At 64.4% G+C, this 17,946-nt stretch carries 15 protein-coding genes; 8 read left to right on the forward strand and 7 right to left on the reverse strand.

Features of this window, described 5'->3' with window-relative positions:
- Nucleotides 1-324: 324 nt before the first annotated feature.
- The 5 genes from FDP28_RS13255 to FDP28_RS13275 are packed head-to-tail and all read right to left on the reverse strand — an operon-like array spanning nt 325 to nt 5,955.
- Nucleotides 325-1,260: a lipid II:glycine glycyltransferase FemX gene (locus tag FDP28_RS13255; protein ID WP_144661915.1), complete on the reverse strand. Its 936-nt coding sequence runs from the start codon at nt 1,258-1,260 to the stop codon at nt 325-327.
- Between the two features lie 3 nt (nt 1,261-1,263).
- Entirely contained in the window at nt 1,264-2,514 is a 1,251-nt protein-coding gene (gene manA, locus FDP28_RS13260) for a mannose-6-phosphate isomerase, class I (protein WP_144661916.1), read from the reverse strand.
- A 41-nt stretch (nt 2,515-2,555) separates the two neighbouring features.
- Nucleotides 2,556-4,196, reverse strand: coding sequence for an LCP family protein (locus tag FDP28_RS13265; RefSeq protein WP_186313629.1), 1,641 nt, complete (start codon nt 4,194-4,196; stop codon nt 2,556-2,558).
- Between the two features lie 11 nt (nt 4,197-4,207).
- Entirely contained in the window at nt 4,208-4,771 is a 564-nt protein-coding gene (purE, locus tag FDP28_RS13270) for a 5-(carboxyamino)imidazole ribonucleotide mutase (protein ID WP_144661917.1), read from the reverse strand.
- The gene (locus FDP28_RS13275; protein ID WP_144661918.1) at nt 4,768-5,955 is read right to left on the reverse strand and encodes a 5-(carboxyamino)imidazole ribonucleotide synthase; all 1,188 of its coding nucleotides are present in this window, start codon (nt 5,953-5,955) and stop codon (nt 4,768-4,770) included. Before FDP28_RS13275 ends, purE begins: the two co-directional genes overlap by 4 nt.
- A 179-nt stretch (nt 5,956-6,134) precedes the next feature.
- Here FDP28_RS13275 and FDP28_RS13280 point away from each other — a divergent pair, with 179 nt between their 5' ends.
- The gene (locus FDP28_RS13280; RefSeq protein ID WP_144661919.1) at nt 6,135-6,701 is read left to right on the forward strand and encodes a GtrA family protein; all 567 of its coding nucleotides are present in this window, start codon (nt 6,135-6,137) and stop codon (nt 6,699-6,701) included.
- Between the two features lie 36 nt (nt 6,702-6,737).
- On the opposite strand, the gene FDP28_RS13285 is transcribed toward FDP28_RS13280, so the two are convergent.
- On the reverse strand, nt 6,738-7,433 hold the full coding sequence (locus tag FDP28_RS13285) for a TIGR03089 family protein (RefSeq protein ID WP_144661920.1): 696 nt from the start codon (nt 7,431-7,433) through the stop codon (nt 6,738-6,740).
- Between the two features lie 375 nt (nt 7,434-7,808).
- Here FDP28_RS13285 and FDP28_RS13290 point away from each other — a divergent pair, with 375 nt between their 5' ends.
- From FDP28_RS13290 to FDP28_RS13300, 3 genes are read left to right on the forward strand one after another with little or no spacing between them, the layout of a single operon-like run.
- The gene (locus tag FDP28_RS13290) at nt 7,809-8,354 is read left to right on the forward strand and encodes a WhiB family transcriptional regulator (protein ID WP_144661921.1); all 546 of its coding nucleotides are present in this window, start codon (nt 7,809-7,811) and stop codon (nt 8,352-8,354) included.
- An 11-nt stretch (nt 8,355-8,365) separates the two neighbouring features.
- Entirely contained in the window at nt 8,366-11,734 is a 3,369-nt protein-coding gene (locus FDP28_RS13295; RefSeq protein ID WP_144661922.1) for a glycosyltransferase family 2 protein, read from the forward strand.
- Nucleotides 11,727-13,427, forward strand: a complete 1,701-nt coding sequence (locus FDP28_RS13300) for a DUF5719 family protein (protein ID WP_144661923.1) — start codon at nt 11,727-11,729, stop codon at nt 13,425-13,427. Before FDP28_RS13295 ends, FDP28_RS13300 begins: the two co-directional genes overlap by 8 nt.
- 7 nt (nt 13,428-13,434) lie before the next feature.
- Here FDP28_RS13300 and FDP28_RS13305 read toward each other — a convergent pair whose 3' ends face one another.
- The gene (locus FDP28_RS13305; protein ID WP_144661924.1) at nt 13,435-13,953 is read right to left on the reverse strand and encodes a metallopeptidase family protein; all 519 of its coding nucleotides are present in this window, start codon (nt 13,951-13,953) and stop codon (nt 13,435-13,437) included.
- A 142-nt stretch (nt 13,954-14,095) separates the two neighbouring features.
- Between FDP28_RS13305 and FDP28_RS13310 the strand changes: the two genes are divergently transcribed.
- The 4 genes from FDP28_RS13310 (at nt 14,096) to FDP28_RS13325 (ending at nt 17,752) form a co-directional block, all read left to right on the forward strand.
- Complete coding sequence (locus tag FDP28_RS13310) at nt 14,096-14,473, forward strand: DUF3499 domain-containing protein (protein WP_186313630.1); 378 nt, start codon at nt 14,096-14,098, stop codon at nt 14,471-14,473.
- A gap of 173 nt (nt 14,474-14,646) precedes the next feature.
- A complete protein-coding gene (locus FDP28_RS13315; RefSeq protein WP_144661926.1) occupies nt 14,647-14,865 on the forward strand; it encodes a Trm112 family protein in 219 nt (72 codons plus the stop codon).
- A gap of 70 nt (nt 14,866-14,935) precedes the next feature.
- Nucleotides 14,936-16,414 (forward strand): adenosylhomocysteinase, encoded by a 1,479-nt coding sequence (gene ahcY, locus FDP28_RS13320; protein ID WP_144661927.1) that lies wholly within the window; start codon nt 14,936-14,938, stop codon nt 16,412-16,414.
- Nucleotides 16,415-16,519: 105 nt separating this feature from the next.
- Entirely contained in the window at nt 16,520-17,752 is a 1,233-nt protein-coding gene (locus FDP28_RS13325) for a L,D-transpeptidase (protein ID WP_144661928.1), read from the forward strand.
- Nucleotides 17,753-17,946: the final 194 nt, after the last annotated feature.

Genomic DNA, 17,946 nt, shown 5'->3' on the forward strand with positions numbered 1-17,946 from the left:
CTATCTCCTCGTACCTCGTCGATTTGATGCCGCTTTCGCGATGAGGCGCCTTTCGCTTTCCGGGTGCGTTAGTGCCGTGCCCCCAGTCTTAGCGCGTTTTGGGTGGTGCCGCCATAACCTACTTTGCCGCCGTCGAAAGCCCGACGGCGGCACCCGGGTGGGTGCCCGACGTCGGCCTTCCCGGGAGCGCGGCGCCGCATGTGCCGCCGCCACCTGCTTTGAAGCCGTGGGCAGCCTGACACGCCGCCACCAGCGGCGGGCCCCGACCCGGGCGCCCGCAAAGTGGGTCGCAGAGGCACGCCACTACACCAATACCGGGCGCCTTTAGCGGAGCTTGTCGCGGACCTTCCGGGCCAGCTGGTATGCGCCGTAGCGGAGTTTGTTGACCGGGAGGTCCCAGGTGCCGGGGTAGGAGACTTCGCGGCCACCAAAGGACTTCTTGAAGGCCGTGAAGCCGGCCCACTTGTGGTCGGGCTGGTCCTCGGGTGCCACGCCCCAGAGATCCACGTGCTTAAGGCCTTTTTCCTTGGCGTCGGCTATCAGCGTGACCAGGAGCGGGATGCCGGCACTGAGTTTGCGGTGCGTGTCATCCAGGGCGGCGTGGGCATAGACCCGGGTGTCTGCGGAGTCGTAGGCGAAAGCGGCGGCGATGGGCTCGCCCTCAAGCTCGGCAATGAACAGGGTTCCGGCGCCTGAGGGCAACAACGACGCCGCGACCTGGGTCAGGTATTCGTCGCTTTGCGGCTTGAAGCCATTGCGCGCCGCCGTCAGGTGGAGGAAGTGCAGCAGGATCGAGATATCAGACGGGTCCTGGGAAGCGCGGAACGTCACGCCCTTTTTGTGGATGTTCCGGTACAGGTTGCGGTTGGTCGGCTTCATGCCGGCCAGGACATCCTTGAAATCTCCCTCCAGATCCACCACCCAGCTGAGTTCGGGCTGCTGGTTGACCGGCGCGGGCCGCAGGCCCCGTGCGCGAAGGAGGGGACCGGCGTCGTCCGCTGTGAAACCTGCCGCAGCCGGTTCCATGCGGACGAACACTGCGTGCTCCGCCTTGGCCAAAGCCACCAGCGCTGCCGTGGCGGCGTCAAAGGCTTCCACCGAATCTGCCACCGGTCCGTAGGGTGCATAGATGACTTTGCCCGCCGGGTTCTTTTCCTCGATGGCGAGGAAGCTCCAGCCAGGACCGGATTGTTCGTGGACGCGGCGACCCAGGGAACGCTGGACTGCCGCCCACGCGGGCGTTTGAAGAAAGAATTCCATGCGTCAGTTCCCCAAGCCCGTGGTCACGGCGAAGGCAATGGCGGTTTCGGTGGCGCCCTGGACGGGGTGGACGTTGACCGGAGCCTCGATGTCGGGGATGAAAGCGGCGGCGCCGCGACCAAGCTGGAGATCGCTCTTGGGCGAGTCGAGCAGCACGGAACCGGAAACAACGACGACGACGGCCGGCCCCGTCTGCGCCAGCGGCACCGGGGCCGCGTCGGGGGCCAGCTCGATGCGCTGGAGCTGGAACTCCTTGAAGGGCGGGCGGTACAGTTCCTGCCCGAATTCCGTCCCACTGGCCTCGACACTCGGAACTCCGAGCGCCTCGAAACGCACAGTCTTCAGCAGCTCGGGAACATCCACATGCTTGGGGGTGAGGCCGCCACGGAGGACGTTGTCCGAGGACGCCATGACTTCGACGCCCAGCCCGTGCAGGTAGGCATGGACGTTGCCCGCCGGCAGGTAGACAACCTCGCCGGGTTCCAGGGACAAGTGGTTCAGGAGCAGGGAAATGAGGACCCCGGGGTCGCCGGGGAAGGCTTGGTTGATATCGAGCATCGCCGTCAAGGCCTGGCGGTGGGGCTCCAACGGCGCTCCCGCGGCCAGGACCGCGACGACCTCGTCGATGGCATCGGAGACCGCGCTGCCGCCCTCGATCAGGCGGCTGAAGGCAGCCTTCAGTGCCGTCGCCGGTTCGGCTTGGCCGAGGTCGGAGACGACGTCGGTGATCACCTGCGGAATGTCGACTGCAGCGGAGTCCAGGACATGGGCCAGGTGCTCGAAGATGCCGCGGGAATCAGCAGGGGAGCGGAAGCCGCACAGCGCCTTGAAGGGCGTGAGGGCAAAAATCATTTCCGGCTTGTGGTTGTCATCGCGGTAGTTGCGGTCTGCGGCGTCGGGGGCGACCCCGGCGGCATTCTCCCGCGCAAATCCTTCGCGTGCTTGTTCGAGGCTCGGATGGACCTGCAGGGACAGCGGTTGTTCAGCCGCCAGGAGCTTGGTGAGGAACGGCAGGCGGGGACCGAACTCGGCGAGGCTTTCCGATCCGAGGTTACGCTGTGGGTCGGAGGCGATCAGGGCGTCCAGGGGCTGGGTGACGCCATTGGGGTGGATGGCCGTGGAGGGGGAGTCCGGGTGGGCTCCGATCCACATTTCTGCCTCGGGACCGCCTGACGCCTGCCGCCCCAGCAGCTCGGCGATCGCCGTCGTCGAACCCCACGCGTAGGGTCGCAAAACATTCTCAATCTGGTACACGAAAGAAAGTCCTTATCGTTGCGCTGAACGTGGGGTGGAACTTACAGGGGTGCGCACTGGCCGTTGGTGGCCACGAGGTCGCGGATGCCCTGTTCATCGCCTTGGGCCTTGAGTCCGTTCAACAATTCGATGGTGATCGGCGTGCCGTCGGGGGTGGTGGTCACAGGAGTGAAGTCCGCCGACGGTGAAGGCAGCTGGCTCGCAGGCACCAGGGCGCTGACAGCTCCGGAGGCCATGACAGCTCCGGCTCCCGCCGCGGCACCGCTGCTGCCGGAGGGCACGACGGCGTCACTGGCCTTGGGGCTGTTGCTGGAGGGAGTCAGCAGTTCCTGGACCTTGGAGTGGATCACGTCGAAGTCGGGAACCGTGGAGAAGGAAGCATCGAAATCCGGTGGGCCGATGGTGAGGCGTTTGACCGGCTGGTTCTTGGACTTCAGTGCGAGATCCACGAAGCTGCCCAGCTGGTTGGACGAGATATTGGAATCAACCACCTTGGTTCCGGCGTTGGCGATGTCCTCGAACTTGGTCAGGAGGGTGGCAGGGTCCAACTGCTTGAGCATGGCCTGCTGCACGCACTGCTGCCGCGCAATCCGGGCGTAGTCGTCCACGAATTCCCGGGAACGTCCGTACCAAAGGGCGTGGAAGCCATCCAGGTGCTGGTCCCCCGCCGGAATCCAGCCATCGGGCATCCCGTGGATGCCGTTGGCCTCGTCGGTGACCGGGCCACTGATCGGTACCCAACCGCCGGCCTTGATGCGGATGCCGCCCATGGCGTCGATGAGCTTGGCAAAGCCGTCCATGTCCACCAGGACGTATGCCTGCACGGTGATGCCGAGCGTGCCGGAGACTGCTTCCAAGGTTGCTTGGGCGCCGGGGTCCTGGACGCCCGGGTAGAGGTCTTTGTACTTGTTGGTGACCTCGGTGTTGACGGCGTTGATGAGGCATTCGTCGCCGCAGTTGTAGCCGTCCGGGTAGATCTTCCGCATGGGCGATCCCTCGCTGAACTGGGCGTTCTGGAGGTTGCGGGGCACGGAGATGATGGCGCTTTCGCCGGTCTTTGCATCGACGCTGATGACGGACAGACTGTCCGGACGTCGTCCGGTCCGGTCATCTCCGGCGTCGCCGCCCATCATCAGGAAGTTGTAGCGGCCGTCCACGGGGTCGATGGCCGGACCGGCTTCGAAAATGCTGCCGATCGCGTTACGGCTAACGTTCAGGACATAGGCGATGTAACCGAGCGATCCGCTGGCGAGAATCGTGGCAAGTGCCACTACTACGGCGATGATGGGCCGCATTCCAGGAGCGAGGAGCGTTGGCCTGATGATCCGCAGGGTGTTGAGGAACAGATACGCCCAGCCCAGGGCGAGGGCCACCAGGACCACAATGATGAACAGCGACCCGACCGGGTGGGTCACAATGCCCAGCAGCAGCGTCCGGTTGGCCACAGCAAGGACGATGGTCACCAGCGCCAGCGCCCACACTGTGAGCGTCACGCGCAGGGCCAGGCGTCCAAGCTTGCGGTCGCCCGCGACGATCTGGGCACTGCCGGGAATAAAAAGGGTGAGGAGGACCAGCACGAAGGCGCGTTTGGTCCGCACCGGTGCACTGGCACCGGATGGGTAGCGGACTGGATCAGTCAGGGCGGAACCGGGCTGACTCGGGTTCTTCTGCATGGTAGTCATCCGCTGCCTTCCTAGCGGCTGCTCCGTGCTGAAGCGTTGTCCGGGGAGAAGACTTCCTCTACTTTGCGGCGAAGGTTTTCGCCCTTCTTGCTGGCCACATCGTTGAGTTCCTGTGCGAACGCGAGAAGGTCGCCCCGGAGCTGTGCAGCCAATTCGTCGGTGCCGGATGCGAGCACGCGTACGGCCAGGAGCCCTGCGTTGCGGGCACCGGCGATGGACACAGTGGCTACGGGAACTCCGGCCGGCATCTGCACGATCGACAGCAGGGAGTCCATCCCGTCGAGTGTCTTGAGCGGAACAGGAACACCGATGACGGGAAGCGGAGTTACGGAAGCCAGCATGCCCGGCAGATGGGCTGCGCCGCCGGCACCGGCAATGATTACGCGAAGGCCACGCTCATGCGCACTCTGGCCGTAGCTGATCATTTCCGTCGGCATGCGGTGGGCGGAGACCACATCTGCTTCGAAAGGGATGCCGAACTCGGCCAGGGCGTCCGCGGCTGCCTCCATGACGGGCCAATCGGAATCCGAGCCCATGACGAGTCCTACCAGCGGGGCTTGCGGTGTGGTCGTCATACGGTCTCCTCGAGTGGGGTCTGTTCGGGCTTGCGGCCATCACGGATGATGTTGGCCACAGTGGTTGCGCGCTCACGTACGGAGTCGACGTCGGCCACGGAGCTGCCGACGAGGTTGACGTGACCGATCTTGCGGCCGGGGCGAACGGATTTGCCGTAGGAGTGCACCTTCGCGGCGGGCTCGTACGCCAAAGCCGTGGGGAAGGCCTTGAAGAGGTCCTGGTTTTCCCCGCCAAGGAAGTTCTTCATGACAACGACCGGAGCCAGGGCATCGGTGGCACCCAGCGGCAGGTTTAGTACGGCGCGCAGGTGCTGTTCGAACTGGCTGGTGATGGAACCATCCTGGGTCCAGTGGCCGGTGTTGTGCGGACGCATGGCCAGTTCGTTGATCAGGAATCCCGCCCCGACGCCCGGAGTTTCGAACAACTCCGCAGCCATCACGCCGGTGACTCCGAGCTCGTTGGCGATGCGGAGGGCGGCTTCCTCGGCGGCGGCAGCGACTTCCACGGCAATATTCTGGGCCGGGGCAATGACTTCGTCGCAGACGCCGTCAACCTGGATGGTGTGCACCACGGGCCAGGCGCGGGACTCACCGCTGGGAGTGCGAGCCACCAGGGCGGAGAGCTCGCGGCTGAAGTCCACCTTCGCTTCGGCCAGCAGGGGACTCATGGCCTGGAACCAGTCCTCGGTCTCCAAGGCCTCGGCGGCGGAGTCGACGATCCTGACGCCCTTGCCGTCGTAGCCGCCGCGTGGCGTTTTCAGCACTACTGGCCAGCCGATCCTGTCCCCGAAGGCAACGAGCTCGTCCACGGTGTGCACGGCAGACCATTCCGGGTTGGGCAGGCCCAGCCGGTCGATGGCGGCCCGCATCACGAGCTTGTCCTGGGCGTTGACCAAGGCATCGGGACCGGGCTGAACGTTCACGCCGGCATCCAGCAGGGCTCGCAGGTGCCCCGTGGGGACGTGTTCGTGATCGAACGTCAGAACGTCCAGGCCTTTGGAAAACTCCAGGAGAGCGTTCAGGTCCTTGTAGTCGCCAATGGGGGCGGTAGCCACGGCGGCAACCGCCGAAACGTCCTCGCCTTCGGCCAAAACGCGCAGTTCGAAGCCCAATGCGGTAGCGGGCGGAGCCATCATTCGTGCGAGTTGGCCGCCGCCAACAACGCCAATTACTGGAAAAGTCACAAGGTTCAGCCTACCGAACCAGCGGCAGGATCACTGATTCTGTGGCTCATTTGGGCGCTTTTATCCCCGGTTCTTTACCCTCTATTGGCGTTCTCACAGCGTACTCCCGGGCAGTACGTGGAAATCGGCGCTAAAATGGTCAAGGCCCATCGGCCCACTTTCAACGGCCATGGAGGGTCATGATCACCACACTTGCAGATCGCATCCGCGGACTTGCTTCGCTCTTCTGGCGCGAAGTGGCCAAGTTCGGCGCTGTTGGTGGTGTTGCGTTCGTTATCGACAACGGCCTCACGTACTACCTGATGCACGGCCCGATGACGGACAGCCCGTCCAAAGCGCGTTTTGTTGGTGCCGTGGTGGCAACAATCTTCTCGTGGATCGCCAACAGGTTCTGGACTTTCCGGCATCGCAGGCAGGACAACGTCGTGCGCGAGTTCGTGATGTTCGTCATTATCAATGGCATCGGCATCGGAATCTCGACGGGCTTCACGTTCATTGCCAACTACTGGTTGAACATCACGGACAAGAACCTGCTTTTTGCGGCCGGTGTAGTGGGCATTCTTGTGGCCACGGTAGTCCGGTTCTTTGCCTACCGCTTCCTGGTCTTCAACAAGGAACTGGATCAGGAACCGGAATTTTCGCACGACCACGAACTTCTGGATATCCACCCCAAGGCCAAAGCCGGCGCGGAAGCAGGAGCAGGCAACCCGGCAACCGGCGAGCTTCCTTCCATCAAGAAGCCCTGACGCCCGATACCCCGGGCCGCTGCCGAACGGCTGACACTAGGAGCGGCTGACCCGCTCGTTGTCCAAGAGGTGGTCGGTGACCTCCACGTCGTCGTGGACGAGTACTACGGAGCCGTCCTCTTTCCATGCGCCGAGGGCCGCGGCGAGGCATGATTCCAATCCATCGCCAGTGCGCACCAGAAGCCGGACTGAAGGCTGCTGCGCAGCGGCGAATCCTTCCAGCAGCCCGGAGTGCAGGTGCCCGTCGGAACCGCGCACGGCGGGGCTTCCACCCTCGGGGTCGTCATGTGCCATGAAGACGTCGCCATGGGAGCGGACTTCTGCCGCGTAATCCACGACGCCGGATGGCAGCTCTCCGGGCCAGCGCATCGCAAGTGCCGCGAGCGGCACGGCGACCACCGCATCGAAGCCGGCCCGGGCGCCGTCGTCGGGCTTGTCGGTAACCAGGAGATCTGCGGAGCTGCCGTCCAGGACAACCTCCATACCCAGCTGCCAGGCAGCGAGAGCCCATACAAAAGACTTCCAGTGGGCCGGCAGGTCCAGGCGGATGGCCATGCCGGGTTCTGCGTCGAGTTCGTCCTGGAGCAGGTTGCTTGTTTTTGCCACCCAGTTGTCCAAAACGCGCCCGGACAGTTCCACCCGCTCGGAGTCGGGGCCGTACCAGGTGAGTCGGGGCGATGTTGAGTGCCCGGACCGGAGGGTGGTCATCAAGTTCACTGCCGGAATGCTCATGGGTCAATCTTGCCACGGCGGTCCCGCGCCACTGCCGGCAACAAGGCGTCGGATGTGATTTGCGCTACAGGCGGGTTTGTCCAGTCGCTGGTGGTGTCCGCCGCGCCTTTGCCGATTCCGCGGAAATTCAACGAATGTTCACACAAGCGATTCAGCGGTCCCGTTTCCCGCTGGTTTCGATTGGGGCAAGGCGCGGGATCTTGGGCGTGGCGCATCCCACTTTTCCACAGCTTCTTGATTATTATCCCGGCGCGGCTTGACTGACTGTAGTTACACGCGTGTAATTAGTAATCAACGCCGCTGCACAGACATCCCGAACACCACCGGGGGTCGGAAATACATCCAAGCAGCAGCTGCAAACTCAGGAGGGACGCCATGGGGCAAGCGTTGCGTATCCAGGAAGATGCAGTCGTCGCAGAACATGCGTCGGTGAAATACCGTTCGCGGGAAGTGCCGGGTGACTGGTACGTGGACCCTGCGGATCCGGAAGCGGCAGACCGTTACAACCAGAATGTGCAGCAGTCTTTGGAGGACCAGGCAACGGCCCTCCTCGCGGCACATGAGGCGTTGATCGGTGACCTGCCGTCTGGCCCGGAAGATGACCTCGACGATCCTCCCATGGAGCTGCGCCGTCCGCTTGAGACGCCCGGGCAGCCCGTCTGGATCGGTCTCCCCGGCCAGGGGGAATTCGACGACGAAGGCGAGCTTGGCTGGCAGACGGACGCGCTGTGTGCGCAGACCGATCCCGAAGCGTTCTTCCCCGAGAAGGGGGGATCCACCAGGGATGCCAAAAAAGTCTGTGGAGCCTGCAACGTGCGCTCACAGTGCTTGGAATACGCTCTGGCCAATGACGAGCGGTTCGGTATCTGGGGCGGGCTTTCCGAGCGGGAGCGCCGTCGGCTAAGGAAGCGAGCGGTCTAATTCTCAAGGAAGTGCACGTTACCGCCGTAGTGGTTTCCCACGACGGCGGTAACTACCTGCCCAGGACATTGGCGGCATTGTCGGACCAGACGCGTTCGGCAGATGCCGCCATTGGCATTGATACAGGTTCCACGGATAACTCCTTGGGTCTGCTCCGCGGTGCCTTCGGCGAAGGCAATGTCACCACCTTCCAGCAAGCGAAGAGCGGCTTCGGCGCTGCTGTCAGCGCGGGTCTTCAGGAGCTTGCTCCTGCAGGGACCCGCACCGGCGAGGGCCAGCCGGTGGAGTGGATTTGGCTGCTGCACGATGATGCCGCCCCCGCTCCGGACGCCCTGGCAGAGCTGCTGCACGCCGTCGAGCGCGCGCCGTCGGTAACCGTTGCCGGTTGCAAACAGCTCGGCTGGGACAACGGCCGCCACCTCGTGGATGTCGGACTTTCAACGAGCCGCTGGGCCGAGCGCCTGACCCTGATCGATGCCGACGAAGTGGACCAAGGCCAATACGACGCCCGGTCGGATACGTTTGCCGTCAACTCCGCGGGGATGCTGATTCGCCGGGATGTCTGGGAGCAGCTGGACGGGTTCGATCCCGCGCTGCCAGGCAGCGGCGACGACGTCGATTTCTGCTGGCGGAACTGGCTCGCCGGCAACCGTGTGGTTGTTGTGCCCTCTGCCCGCATGTTCCACGTGGAGCACCGCCCCCATGGCTTGGGCACGGCTTCGGCAGCGCGAAAAGCCCAGATCCATCTTCGGCTCAAGCACACGCCGTGGTGGAAGGTGCCGTTCCAGGCTGTTGGCGCCTTCTTCGGAGCTCTCGTCCGGCTGGTCCTGAGCATCCTTGTGAAGGAACCGGGGTACGGCTTCTCCCAGTTCACAGCAACCATCGCAGCATTGATTCGTCCTGTCGCGATTGCCCGGGGGCGCCGCGTCGCCGCCAGGACGCGGCGGGTCCATCGTTCCGTGGTGCGCGGCCTCCAAACGCCGACGCGGGAGGTCCGGGCCCATCGGCGATCCCTGTTGGAAGCCATCCGCCCCGGTGAGGACTCCCAGCCCTCCAGCGATCTCCTGGCTCCTGAGCCCAGCGGCGATGCCGCAGATGACTTCGCAGCGCTGGCCACGAACGAGCGGGGCTGGGTGGGGACCGGCGCTGTTGCCGCAGCCTGCATCGCCCTCGCAGCGGCCGTGGTCGGGTTGCTTGGACTCCTTCGCTCCGGTTCTGTCACCGGGGGAGGGCTCCTGCCTCTTTCGGAATCCCCTGCGGACATCTGGGTCAACGCGTCTACATGGTGGATCTCCCTTGGTGCCGGCTTGCCGGGCCACGGTGATCCTTTCGGCTACGTCTTGTGGATTCTCACCCTCCTCGGAGGCGGGGACGGGAACGCAGCCATGGCATGGCTCCTCATCCTCGCGATGCCGTTGTCCGCTGTTGGTGCCTGGTTCGCATCGGGCGCGTTGACCACCAAGCGCCGGTTCCGGACCGTGGCAGCCTTGATCTGGGCGGGATCTCCGACTCTCCTGATTTCCATCAATGAAGGCCGCATCGGTGCCTTGGTGGCCCACCTGATGATGCCGCTGCTGCTGCTTGCATTGGTGCGGGCATCGGGATCTGCCATCGGGCAGCCGAGGGCACCGTATTCCACGACGTCCCACGCACCCTCCGGTGCCAGGCTCGCTCCTGTCCGCAGCAAGCCCGGCATTAATGGGACGCCTTCGTGGACGGCGGCAGCTGCAGCCGGTTTGGCCATGGCTGTGGTCACGGCATCGGCGCCATCGTTGCTGGGTCCCGTCGTCGTTGCCGTTGTCCTGGCTGCCGTGGTGCTGGGGCAGCGCGGCAAAACCATGTGGTGGTCGTTGCTGCCCACTCTTGCTTTGTTCCTTCCCTACGGCCTTTCCGTACTCGACAGGCCCCGCTCCCTGCTGGCTGATCCCGGACTTCCCCTCGGGTTCGATGCCGCCCCGCTGTGGCAGCAATTGCTCGGCCAGCCACTGGCATTCGGGATCGACGGCGGTCTGACCGGACTGTCGCTGTTCGGTCCGGGCCCTGTGCCATGGGCGTTGATCCTGGCCTTGCTCATTGGTGTGCCCGTCGTTCTGCTCGCCGTGGCGGCGTTGTTCCTGCCCGGCAAGCGCACAGCCCTGGCGCGGGTGTTCTGGCTGGCCGCCCTGGCCACCTTGGGAAGCGGCTGGCTCGTGGGGCACGTGGCCACCGGCGTCAACAACAACGTCATAGTCGGGCCTTTTACCGGCCCGGCCGTGTCCGCCTCGGGGATGCTTTTGTTGGCTGCTGCCTTGCTCGGGGCTGAGAAGATCTTCTCCGCGAGCCGCGGAACGTCTGATCCTGGCCGCCGGAGGCTTCCGCTGCGACGCGCTGCTTCTGCCGTCGTGGTGATCCTGCTGGTTGCGGGGCCTTTGGCTGGAATGGGAGCCTGGGCTGCGCAGAACGTCCTTCAACCCTCGACTTCCACGGGTTCCCCGGCGGTTTCCAAAACTCCGCAGTCGGCCGGGTCCCTGGGTGCCCACCGCCAAGTGTGGCCCACCGGGTCCGGCACGCTGCCCGCTACCGCCGTCGATCGCGGCCAAGGGCCCGAGCGTTCGCGAACCCTGGTGATCACCAGTGGCGAGCAAGGCGCCTTCACATCCTCACTCATGCGCGGAGCCGGAACAACGCTGGACAGCCTGTCCACGATCGCTTCCGCCAGGACCATCATGGGCGCACCGGGCCGGGAAGAACTCACGAGCGATGACGCCGCCACCGCATCGTTGCGGAGGGCCGTGGCGACGATCGTGGCCAGCACGGGGGTGGATCCCCGCCCCGACCTCGAGCAACTTGGCGCGGGCTTCGTGGTGCTGAAGGCTGCGGACAACGCGGACCAACTGACCGCGAGCAGGATCGACGCCGTTCCGGGACTCGTTGCCGTCGGTCAAACGGATGCGGGCTGGCTGTGGCGTGTGACGCCGCGCGGCCAAGCGGCGGCCAATGCTGCCGATGCGACGCACCGCGTCCGTATCGTCAACGGACAAGGTGCAACCGTGGGCACGCTGCCCTCCGACGAGGTGGCTGCCAAAGCCAGCGTCCCCTCCGGAGACGACGGCAGGAAAGTAGTGCTGGCTGAACGGGCTGATCCCGGCTGGTCGGCCCTGTTGGACGGCAAGCCGCTGACGCCGACAACATCCGGGTGGTCGCAGGCATTCGACCTCCCGGCCGGTGGCGGCGAGCTTGAAATCCGCTACACGAACCCGTGGGCTCTGTGGCTGGGAATTCTGCAGGTAGTGGTCATCGCCTTGACAGTCCTCCTGGCGATTCCCATGCCGGCCCGCCGTTCCCGCACGGGCATGTCGAGGGATGAAGTCTCCCTCCGTAAGGAGTACAGCAGTGTCTGAGGACCAGAACAACACGGCCGACGAAGCAACACCGGCGGCTGAGGCGAATCCGGCCGAGGACCCATCCCGCAGCAAGAAGTCCTCCCGCAGCGGGAAGTCCTCCCGCACGAAGGGTCCGCGACGGTCCAACTCGGGCATGGTCACCGGAGTGCTCTCGGCTGTGGTCATCCTGGCTGCCGGCGGAGGCGCTGTGGCTGCCACGTCGATGGTTCCCGGACCCTCCGGCGGTACCGGCACCGACATCCGTCAGGCTGACGTTCCGGCCGGCCGGGCCCTCGGAGTCTGCCCCGAACCGGCACGGCTGGTCAGTGGGACGGTGGTGGGTACGGACGCCGACTTCAGTCCCGTCTCGACCACGGCCTCAAGCGCCCTCAACGCTGTAGTCCTGAGCAACCCCGCTGGAACAGTTCCCGGCAGCAAGGTCACGGCCCTGGGTGGCGGGGCAGTCGCTGAGATTGCGAAGACTCCCACAAGCACTCCAACGCCTACGGCGGGGCCACCGGTTCTTGCAGCAGGTGTGGCGTCGATCAGCCCGGTGACCTCGCCGTCTGTGGTGGAGGCGGCGCCCATTGGAAATGAGCAGGCGACCATGGCCGCCAACCTCGGCTATTCGGCCACGGACGGTGACCTCCGTGGCCTGGCGTCCGCGCAGTGCCAGCCGCCAAGCAATGATTCATGGCTGCTGGGCGCGAACACCTCGGTTGGGCGCACCGCGGTCCTCAACCTGAGCAACCCCTCTGAAACCCCCGCCACGGTGAACCTCGACCTCTTCGGCTACGAAGGCCAGATACAGGCCCCGGGAGCCAGGGGACTGCTGGTGGCTCCGGGAACCACCCGCTCCTTGAACCTTGCGGGGCTGGCTCCGGGAGAATCGCAGCTTGCCGTCCACGTACGCAGCACTGGCGGCCCGGTGGCGGGAACCATCCAGCAAAGTGTGCTGCGTGGGCTCGCTCCCGGCGGAGTTGAATACCTTTCCCCGGGCGACGGGCCATCGAACGTCCAGGTGATGTCCGGCGTCGACATCCAGGACGCGGACGGCGTCAAAGCCCTGTCCGCAAAGTCCGGATTCGCCGACGCGGTGCCGGCCCTCCAGATCGCCGTTCCCGGTTCAACGGATGCAGTGGTGCAGGTCAGCCTGTACGGCGCCAATGGCGAGCGGAAGCTTCCCAACGGGGGAGTGGTCACGGTCAAGGGTGGTTCCGTTGCCACGATGAATCTTGATGGCGTTCCGGCCGGCAGTTACACAGTCCGTGCCAGCTCCGACGTTTCGTTTGTGGCATCGACCAGGGTCACCCGTGGCGCCAAGGCTGAAGATGCCACGGATTTCGCGTGGTCACCGGCATCGGCGCGACTGGGTAGCCAGCATTTGGTGGCCGTTCCACGTGATGGGCTGCGCTCCCTGAGCTTTGGCGTTCCCGAGGGCCGCGCCACGGTCAATTACGCTCCGGTCACGGCCGACGGCAAAGTAGGCAAGGCTGTTGACCTTGACCTGGCCGGCGGCACCACGTCTGTCATCGAGCTCCCGGCAAAGTCCGGAGACTCCGTCATAGCCGGATACGTGGTTTCTGCGTCAGGCGATCCCGTCTACGGCGCGATGATCCTTGGAAAACAGGGCCGAAACGACGTGTCCGTGGTGGCGATCCAGGATGCTGCGGCGGGGTTGGAGAAGGTTCCCGTCACAGTCGGCTACTAGCCGGCGGTTACTGGTAGCGGCGGCGGTACACAGGGTCCAGGGTTTCGGGGGGTACCCCCAGCATCTCTGCCGTGTACTCCACCACAACGTCATGGACCAGATCCTGCAGCTCGTCGCGGGTGGTGGTGCCCTGCTCCACCACCCGGCGGAAGACTGTGATCATGGGCGGTTCGCCGCGACCGCCGGGAGTGTAGGCACCCATGGGCGCCGGGTTGCCCGAGGCGACCAGTTGTTCCAGGTTCGGCGGGATCTCGTCCACCGCGAAGAGGACGCCGTCCAGTTGTTTGCCCCACATGTCCTGGAGGCGTTCGGCGGAGTCAAGCACCATGTCGTCGAACCGCTCCGAGCGGGTACGGAAACCTGGGAGGTTGGGAAGCATCAGCTCGCCCCTCAGCCCCCTGCCGTGGCGGTTGCGACGGCGCTGCCGGAATCCCCGCCCGCTTGATCCGGCGTGTTCCTGTGTCTGATCGCCATCGGCGTCAGTCCACCGGACGGTAAATCCGGGAACATGTGGCTGTGACTGCATATATCGACTTTAGTCCCGGGTAACGGCCAGCGCGACATCATTGTCCACACCGCGCCGAAGTCGCCGGAACCACGCCCTGCATTGGCAGCCACGGGGCCTCAATGCGCACCACACGTACCAAGTGGCGCTAATCTGGGATGTTGTGGGTGCTATTCGTCAGTGTTCAAGATCAGCCTGCCGCCAATCTGCGGTGGCCACTTTGACGTACGTGTACGCAGACTCAACGGCTGTCCTGGGTCCGCTTGCCACCTATGCGGAGCCGCATGCGTATGACCTCTGCACACAGCACGCCGACAGCCTCACGGTTCCGCGCGGCTGGGAAGTGCTGCGCTTGGCGATGCCTGCGACACCCCCGCAGCCTGGTCCGGATGATCTCCTGGCGCTGGCGAACGCAGTCCGCGAGGCAGCGTCAGCCGCCCCGGAAACACCTGCAAGGCAGAGCCATCCGCACATTGAAGCACCGGCCAGCGCCGAAGGTACGCGCAGGGGCCATCTCCGCATTCTCCGCGAACCGTCCTAAGGTTCCACCGCCGTAAGTTCCACCGCCGTTTGAGCGGACGACGGCGGCCTGTGCCGCCGTCGGGACCCAAACCGTCGCGGTGAACCAAAGCCTGCGCTCCCGCGCGGTAGTCTGGAAGCTGCAGATAAATCCGCCAGCGGCGCCAGGCCGGCGCCACCCAGGGAGCATCATTCATGCCAAAGGTCAGTCCTGAACTGTTGTCCATCCTGCGCTGCCCCGTGACGGGTTCACCGTTGGTCCAGGAGGGCGAGGAGCTGGTGTCGACAGCTGAAGCCGCGGACGGCACCAAGCCCCGCTACTCCATCGAGGACGGCATTCCGCTGCTGCTGCCTCCGGAGCTGCTGGCTGCGGCCAATGCGGCCGGCTCGAGCCAGCACGACTCCAAGGCCTAGCAGCCCGTTTTCCTACCGGGCTCGGATTCACAACGCACGTTTAACACCCGCACGGCACCTAAGGACTTCCATGACTTTCGACTACAAAGTGGCTGACATTTCGCTCGCTGAGGCAGGCCGCCACCAAATCCGGCTTGCTGAGCACGAGATGCCCGGCCTGATGTCGCTTCGCGCCGAGTTCGGCGCTTCCCAGCCGCTCAAGGGCGCGCGGATCGCCGGCTCGCTGCACATGACGGTCCAGACCGCCGTGCTCATCGAGACGCTCACGGCGCTTGGCGCGGAAGTCCGTTGGGCCTCCTGCAACATCTTCTCCACCCAGGACGAAGCCGCCGCTGCGATTGTGGTCGGCAAGGGAACTCCGGAGGACCCCCAGGGTGTTCCGGTCTTCGCCTGGAAGGGTGAAACCCTGGAAGAGTACTGGTGGACTGCCGAGCAGATCCTCACCTGGCCGGGCGCCGACACCAACCCCGAGTTGGGTCCCAACATGATTCTCGACGACGGCGGCGACGCCACGCTGCTGCTGCACAAGGGCGTGGAGTTCGAGGCAGCGGGCGCTGTCCCGGCGGCAACGGAAGAGGACCCCGAGGAATATGCGATCATCCTCGACCTCCTGCGCCGGACGCTGGCTGAGGACCCGCAGAAGTGGACCCGTATCGCAGGCCTCATCCAGGGCGTCACCGAAGAAACCACCACGGGTGTCCACCGTTTGTACCAGTTGGCTGAGCAGGGCAAGCTCCTCTTCCCGGCCATCAACGTCAACGACTCCGTCACCAAGAGCAAGTTCGACAACAAGTACGGCATCCGCCACTCCCTTCCGGATGGCATCAACAGGGCCACCGATGTCCTCATGGGCGGCAAGGTCGCCGTCGTCTGTGGCTACGGCGACGTCGGCAAGGGCGCGGCGGAAGCGCTGCGCGGCCAAGGTTCGCGCGTCATCGTTACCGAGATCGACCCCATCTGTGCGCTTCAGGCGGCCATGGACGGCTACCAGGTGGCCAAGTTGGAGACGGTGCTGGGACAAGGCGACATCTTCATCACCACCACCGGCAACAAGGACGTCATCCTTGCCGAACACATGCTCGGCATGAAGAACAAGGCGATCGTGGGCAACATCGGCCACTTCGACAACGAGATCGACATTGCCGGCCTGGCCAAGGTCGAAGGCGTCAAGAAGGTCCAGATCAAGCCGCAGGTGCACGAGTGGGTCTTCGACTCCGGCACGGACAAGGAGCGCTCCATCATCGTGCTCTCCGAGGGCCGCCTGCTGAACTTGGGGAACGCCACCGGCCACCCCTCATTCGTGATGAGCAACTCGTTCGCCAACCAGACGATCGCCCAGATCGAGCTGTGGACCAAGAAGGACCAGCCGGAGGGTGAACGCGAGTACCAGAAGCAGGTTTACGTTCTTCCGAAGATCCTGGACGAGAAGGTGGCACGCCTGCACCTGGATGCCCTCGGCGTGGAATTGACGGAACTGAGCAAGGAACAGGCCGAGTACCTGGACCTTGACGTAGCAGGCCCCTACAAGCCGGAGCACTACCGCTACTAGGGGCTCTCCGTAATCCACAATCGATGGAGAAAGGCCGGCACGCGATCAGCGTGGCCGGCCTTTCGACTAGAATTGGGTATTCAGTATGGCTTGCCGGGGGACAGGATGACGGGAAACATGACGGAAGTCGCCAAACGGAAAACGGGCAAGGTCCTTGCCATCATTGGGATCTGCGCGGCCATTGCCGTGGGCGGAATCGGCGTGGCCACCGTGCCTGGACTGCTGCCCGGGTCCTCGCAGGACACCGCCACCGCCCCGTCTCCCACCCCGACCGTGGAGGCCAAACCCGTAGAGGTAGGCATCACCCCGTTGGACGGCGCGGTGGAGTGGAACCCAGTGGTAGGTCCCCAGATCAAGGCAGTCAACGGCAAGGTCAAGAATGTCGTGTTGACCCCAGCTGATGGCGGGACTCCGGTGGTTGGCAAGATCAGCCCCGATGGCACCACCTGGACCACCCAGGAAGTCCTGAAGTTCAAGACCAAGTACAACTATTCCTATACGGTGGTGGACACTGCGGGGAAGGAAACCACCAAGTCCCAGAGCTTCACCACGGTGTCGGCCGCTTATGAGGCAGATGCATCCATCTACCCGCGAAACGGCACCACCGCCGGTTCCGGCCAGCCGATCGAAATCAACTTCAGCGAGCCCATCCTGGACAAGGCGGCCATGGAGAAGCGGGTGGCCATCACAGTCTCTTCCGGCCAGCCTGTCGCGTGGCATTGGTACTCGGACAAGAAGGTGCGCATCCGGCCTGAGGCATTCTGGGCTTCCGGAACCACTGTCACCGTTGACATGAAGCTTCTGGGTGTCGACTTCGGCAACAACATGATCGGCAATGGGGATGTGGTGTCCACCTTCACCACCGGACCGCAGCGGATAGCAGTGGTCGATGACACCACCAAGACCATGAACGTCTACTCCGACGGGCAACTGGTCCACACAGCCCCTGTATCCCTCGGCGGCGAGGACTGGTTGTCGCCCACGGGCTACGCGGTCATCCTCGAACAGGAACGCAAATCCAACTTCAACGCCGGCAGCATCGGCCTCAAGCCCGGAGACAAGGGCTACTACCCGCCGATGGTAGTGGACTATGCCAACCGGCTGACGTGGTCCGGAGTCTACGTCCACCAAGCACTTGAGGCTGCGTGGGGCGCCATCGGCAGGGTAAACGTCTCGCACGGTTGTGTGGGCCTGCTGCCGGATGACGCCGCATGGTTCTTCAACAACATGAAAACCGGCGACGTCGTGCAAATCCTGAACACGGGGGCACCGGCTGTTGAACCATTGGAAGGTTTCGGTGACTGGAACATTCCTTGGGCGAGCTACGCCCAGCGGTAATCCAGCTGTTAGGATCGGCGCAGTGATTATTTCTTGCGCTCTTTGACCCGGACTTCTCCTTGACCCGGATTTTCTGTGCCGACCATCTGTTGGCCTCCGGTTTTGTGCTGCCCTCCATCGTGATGACAGGTGTCCCTGAGGGGAACCCGCTGACGGGTTCCCCAGCTCCTTCCACCGGACCCACTTCATCACCT

The sequence above is a fragment of the Paenarthrobacter nicotinovorans genome (genome assembly GCF_007670255.1).
GTDB lineage: Bacteria > Actinomycetota > Actinomycetes > Actinomycetales > Micrococcaceae > Arthrobacter > Arthrobacter nicotinovorans_B.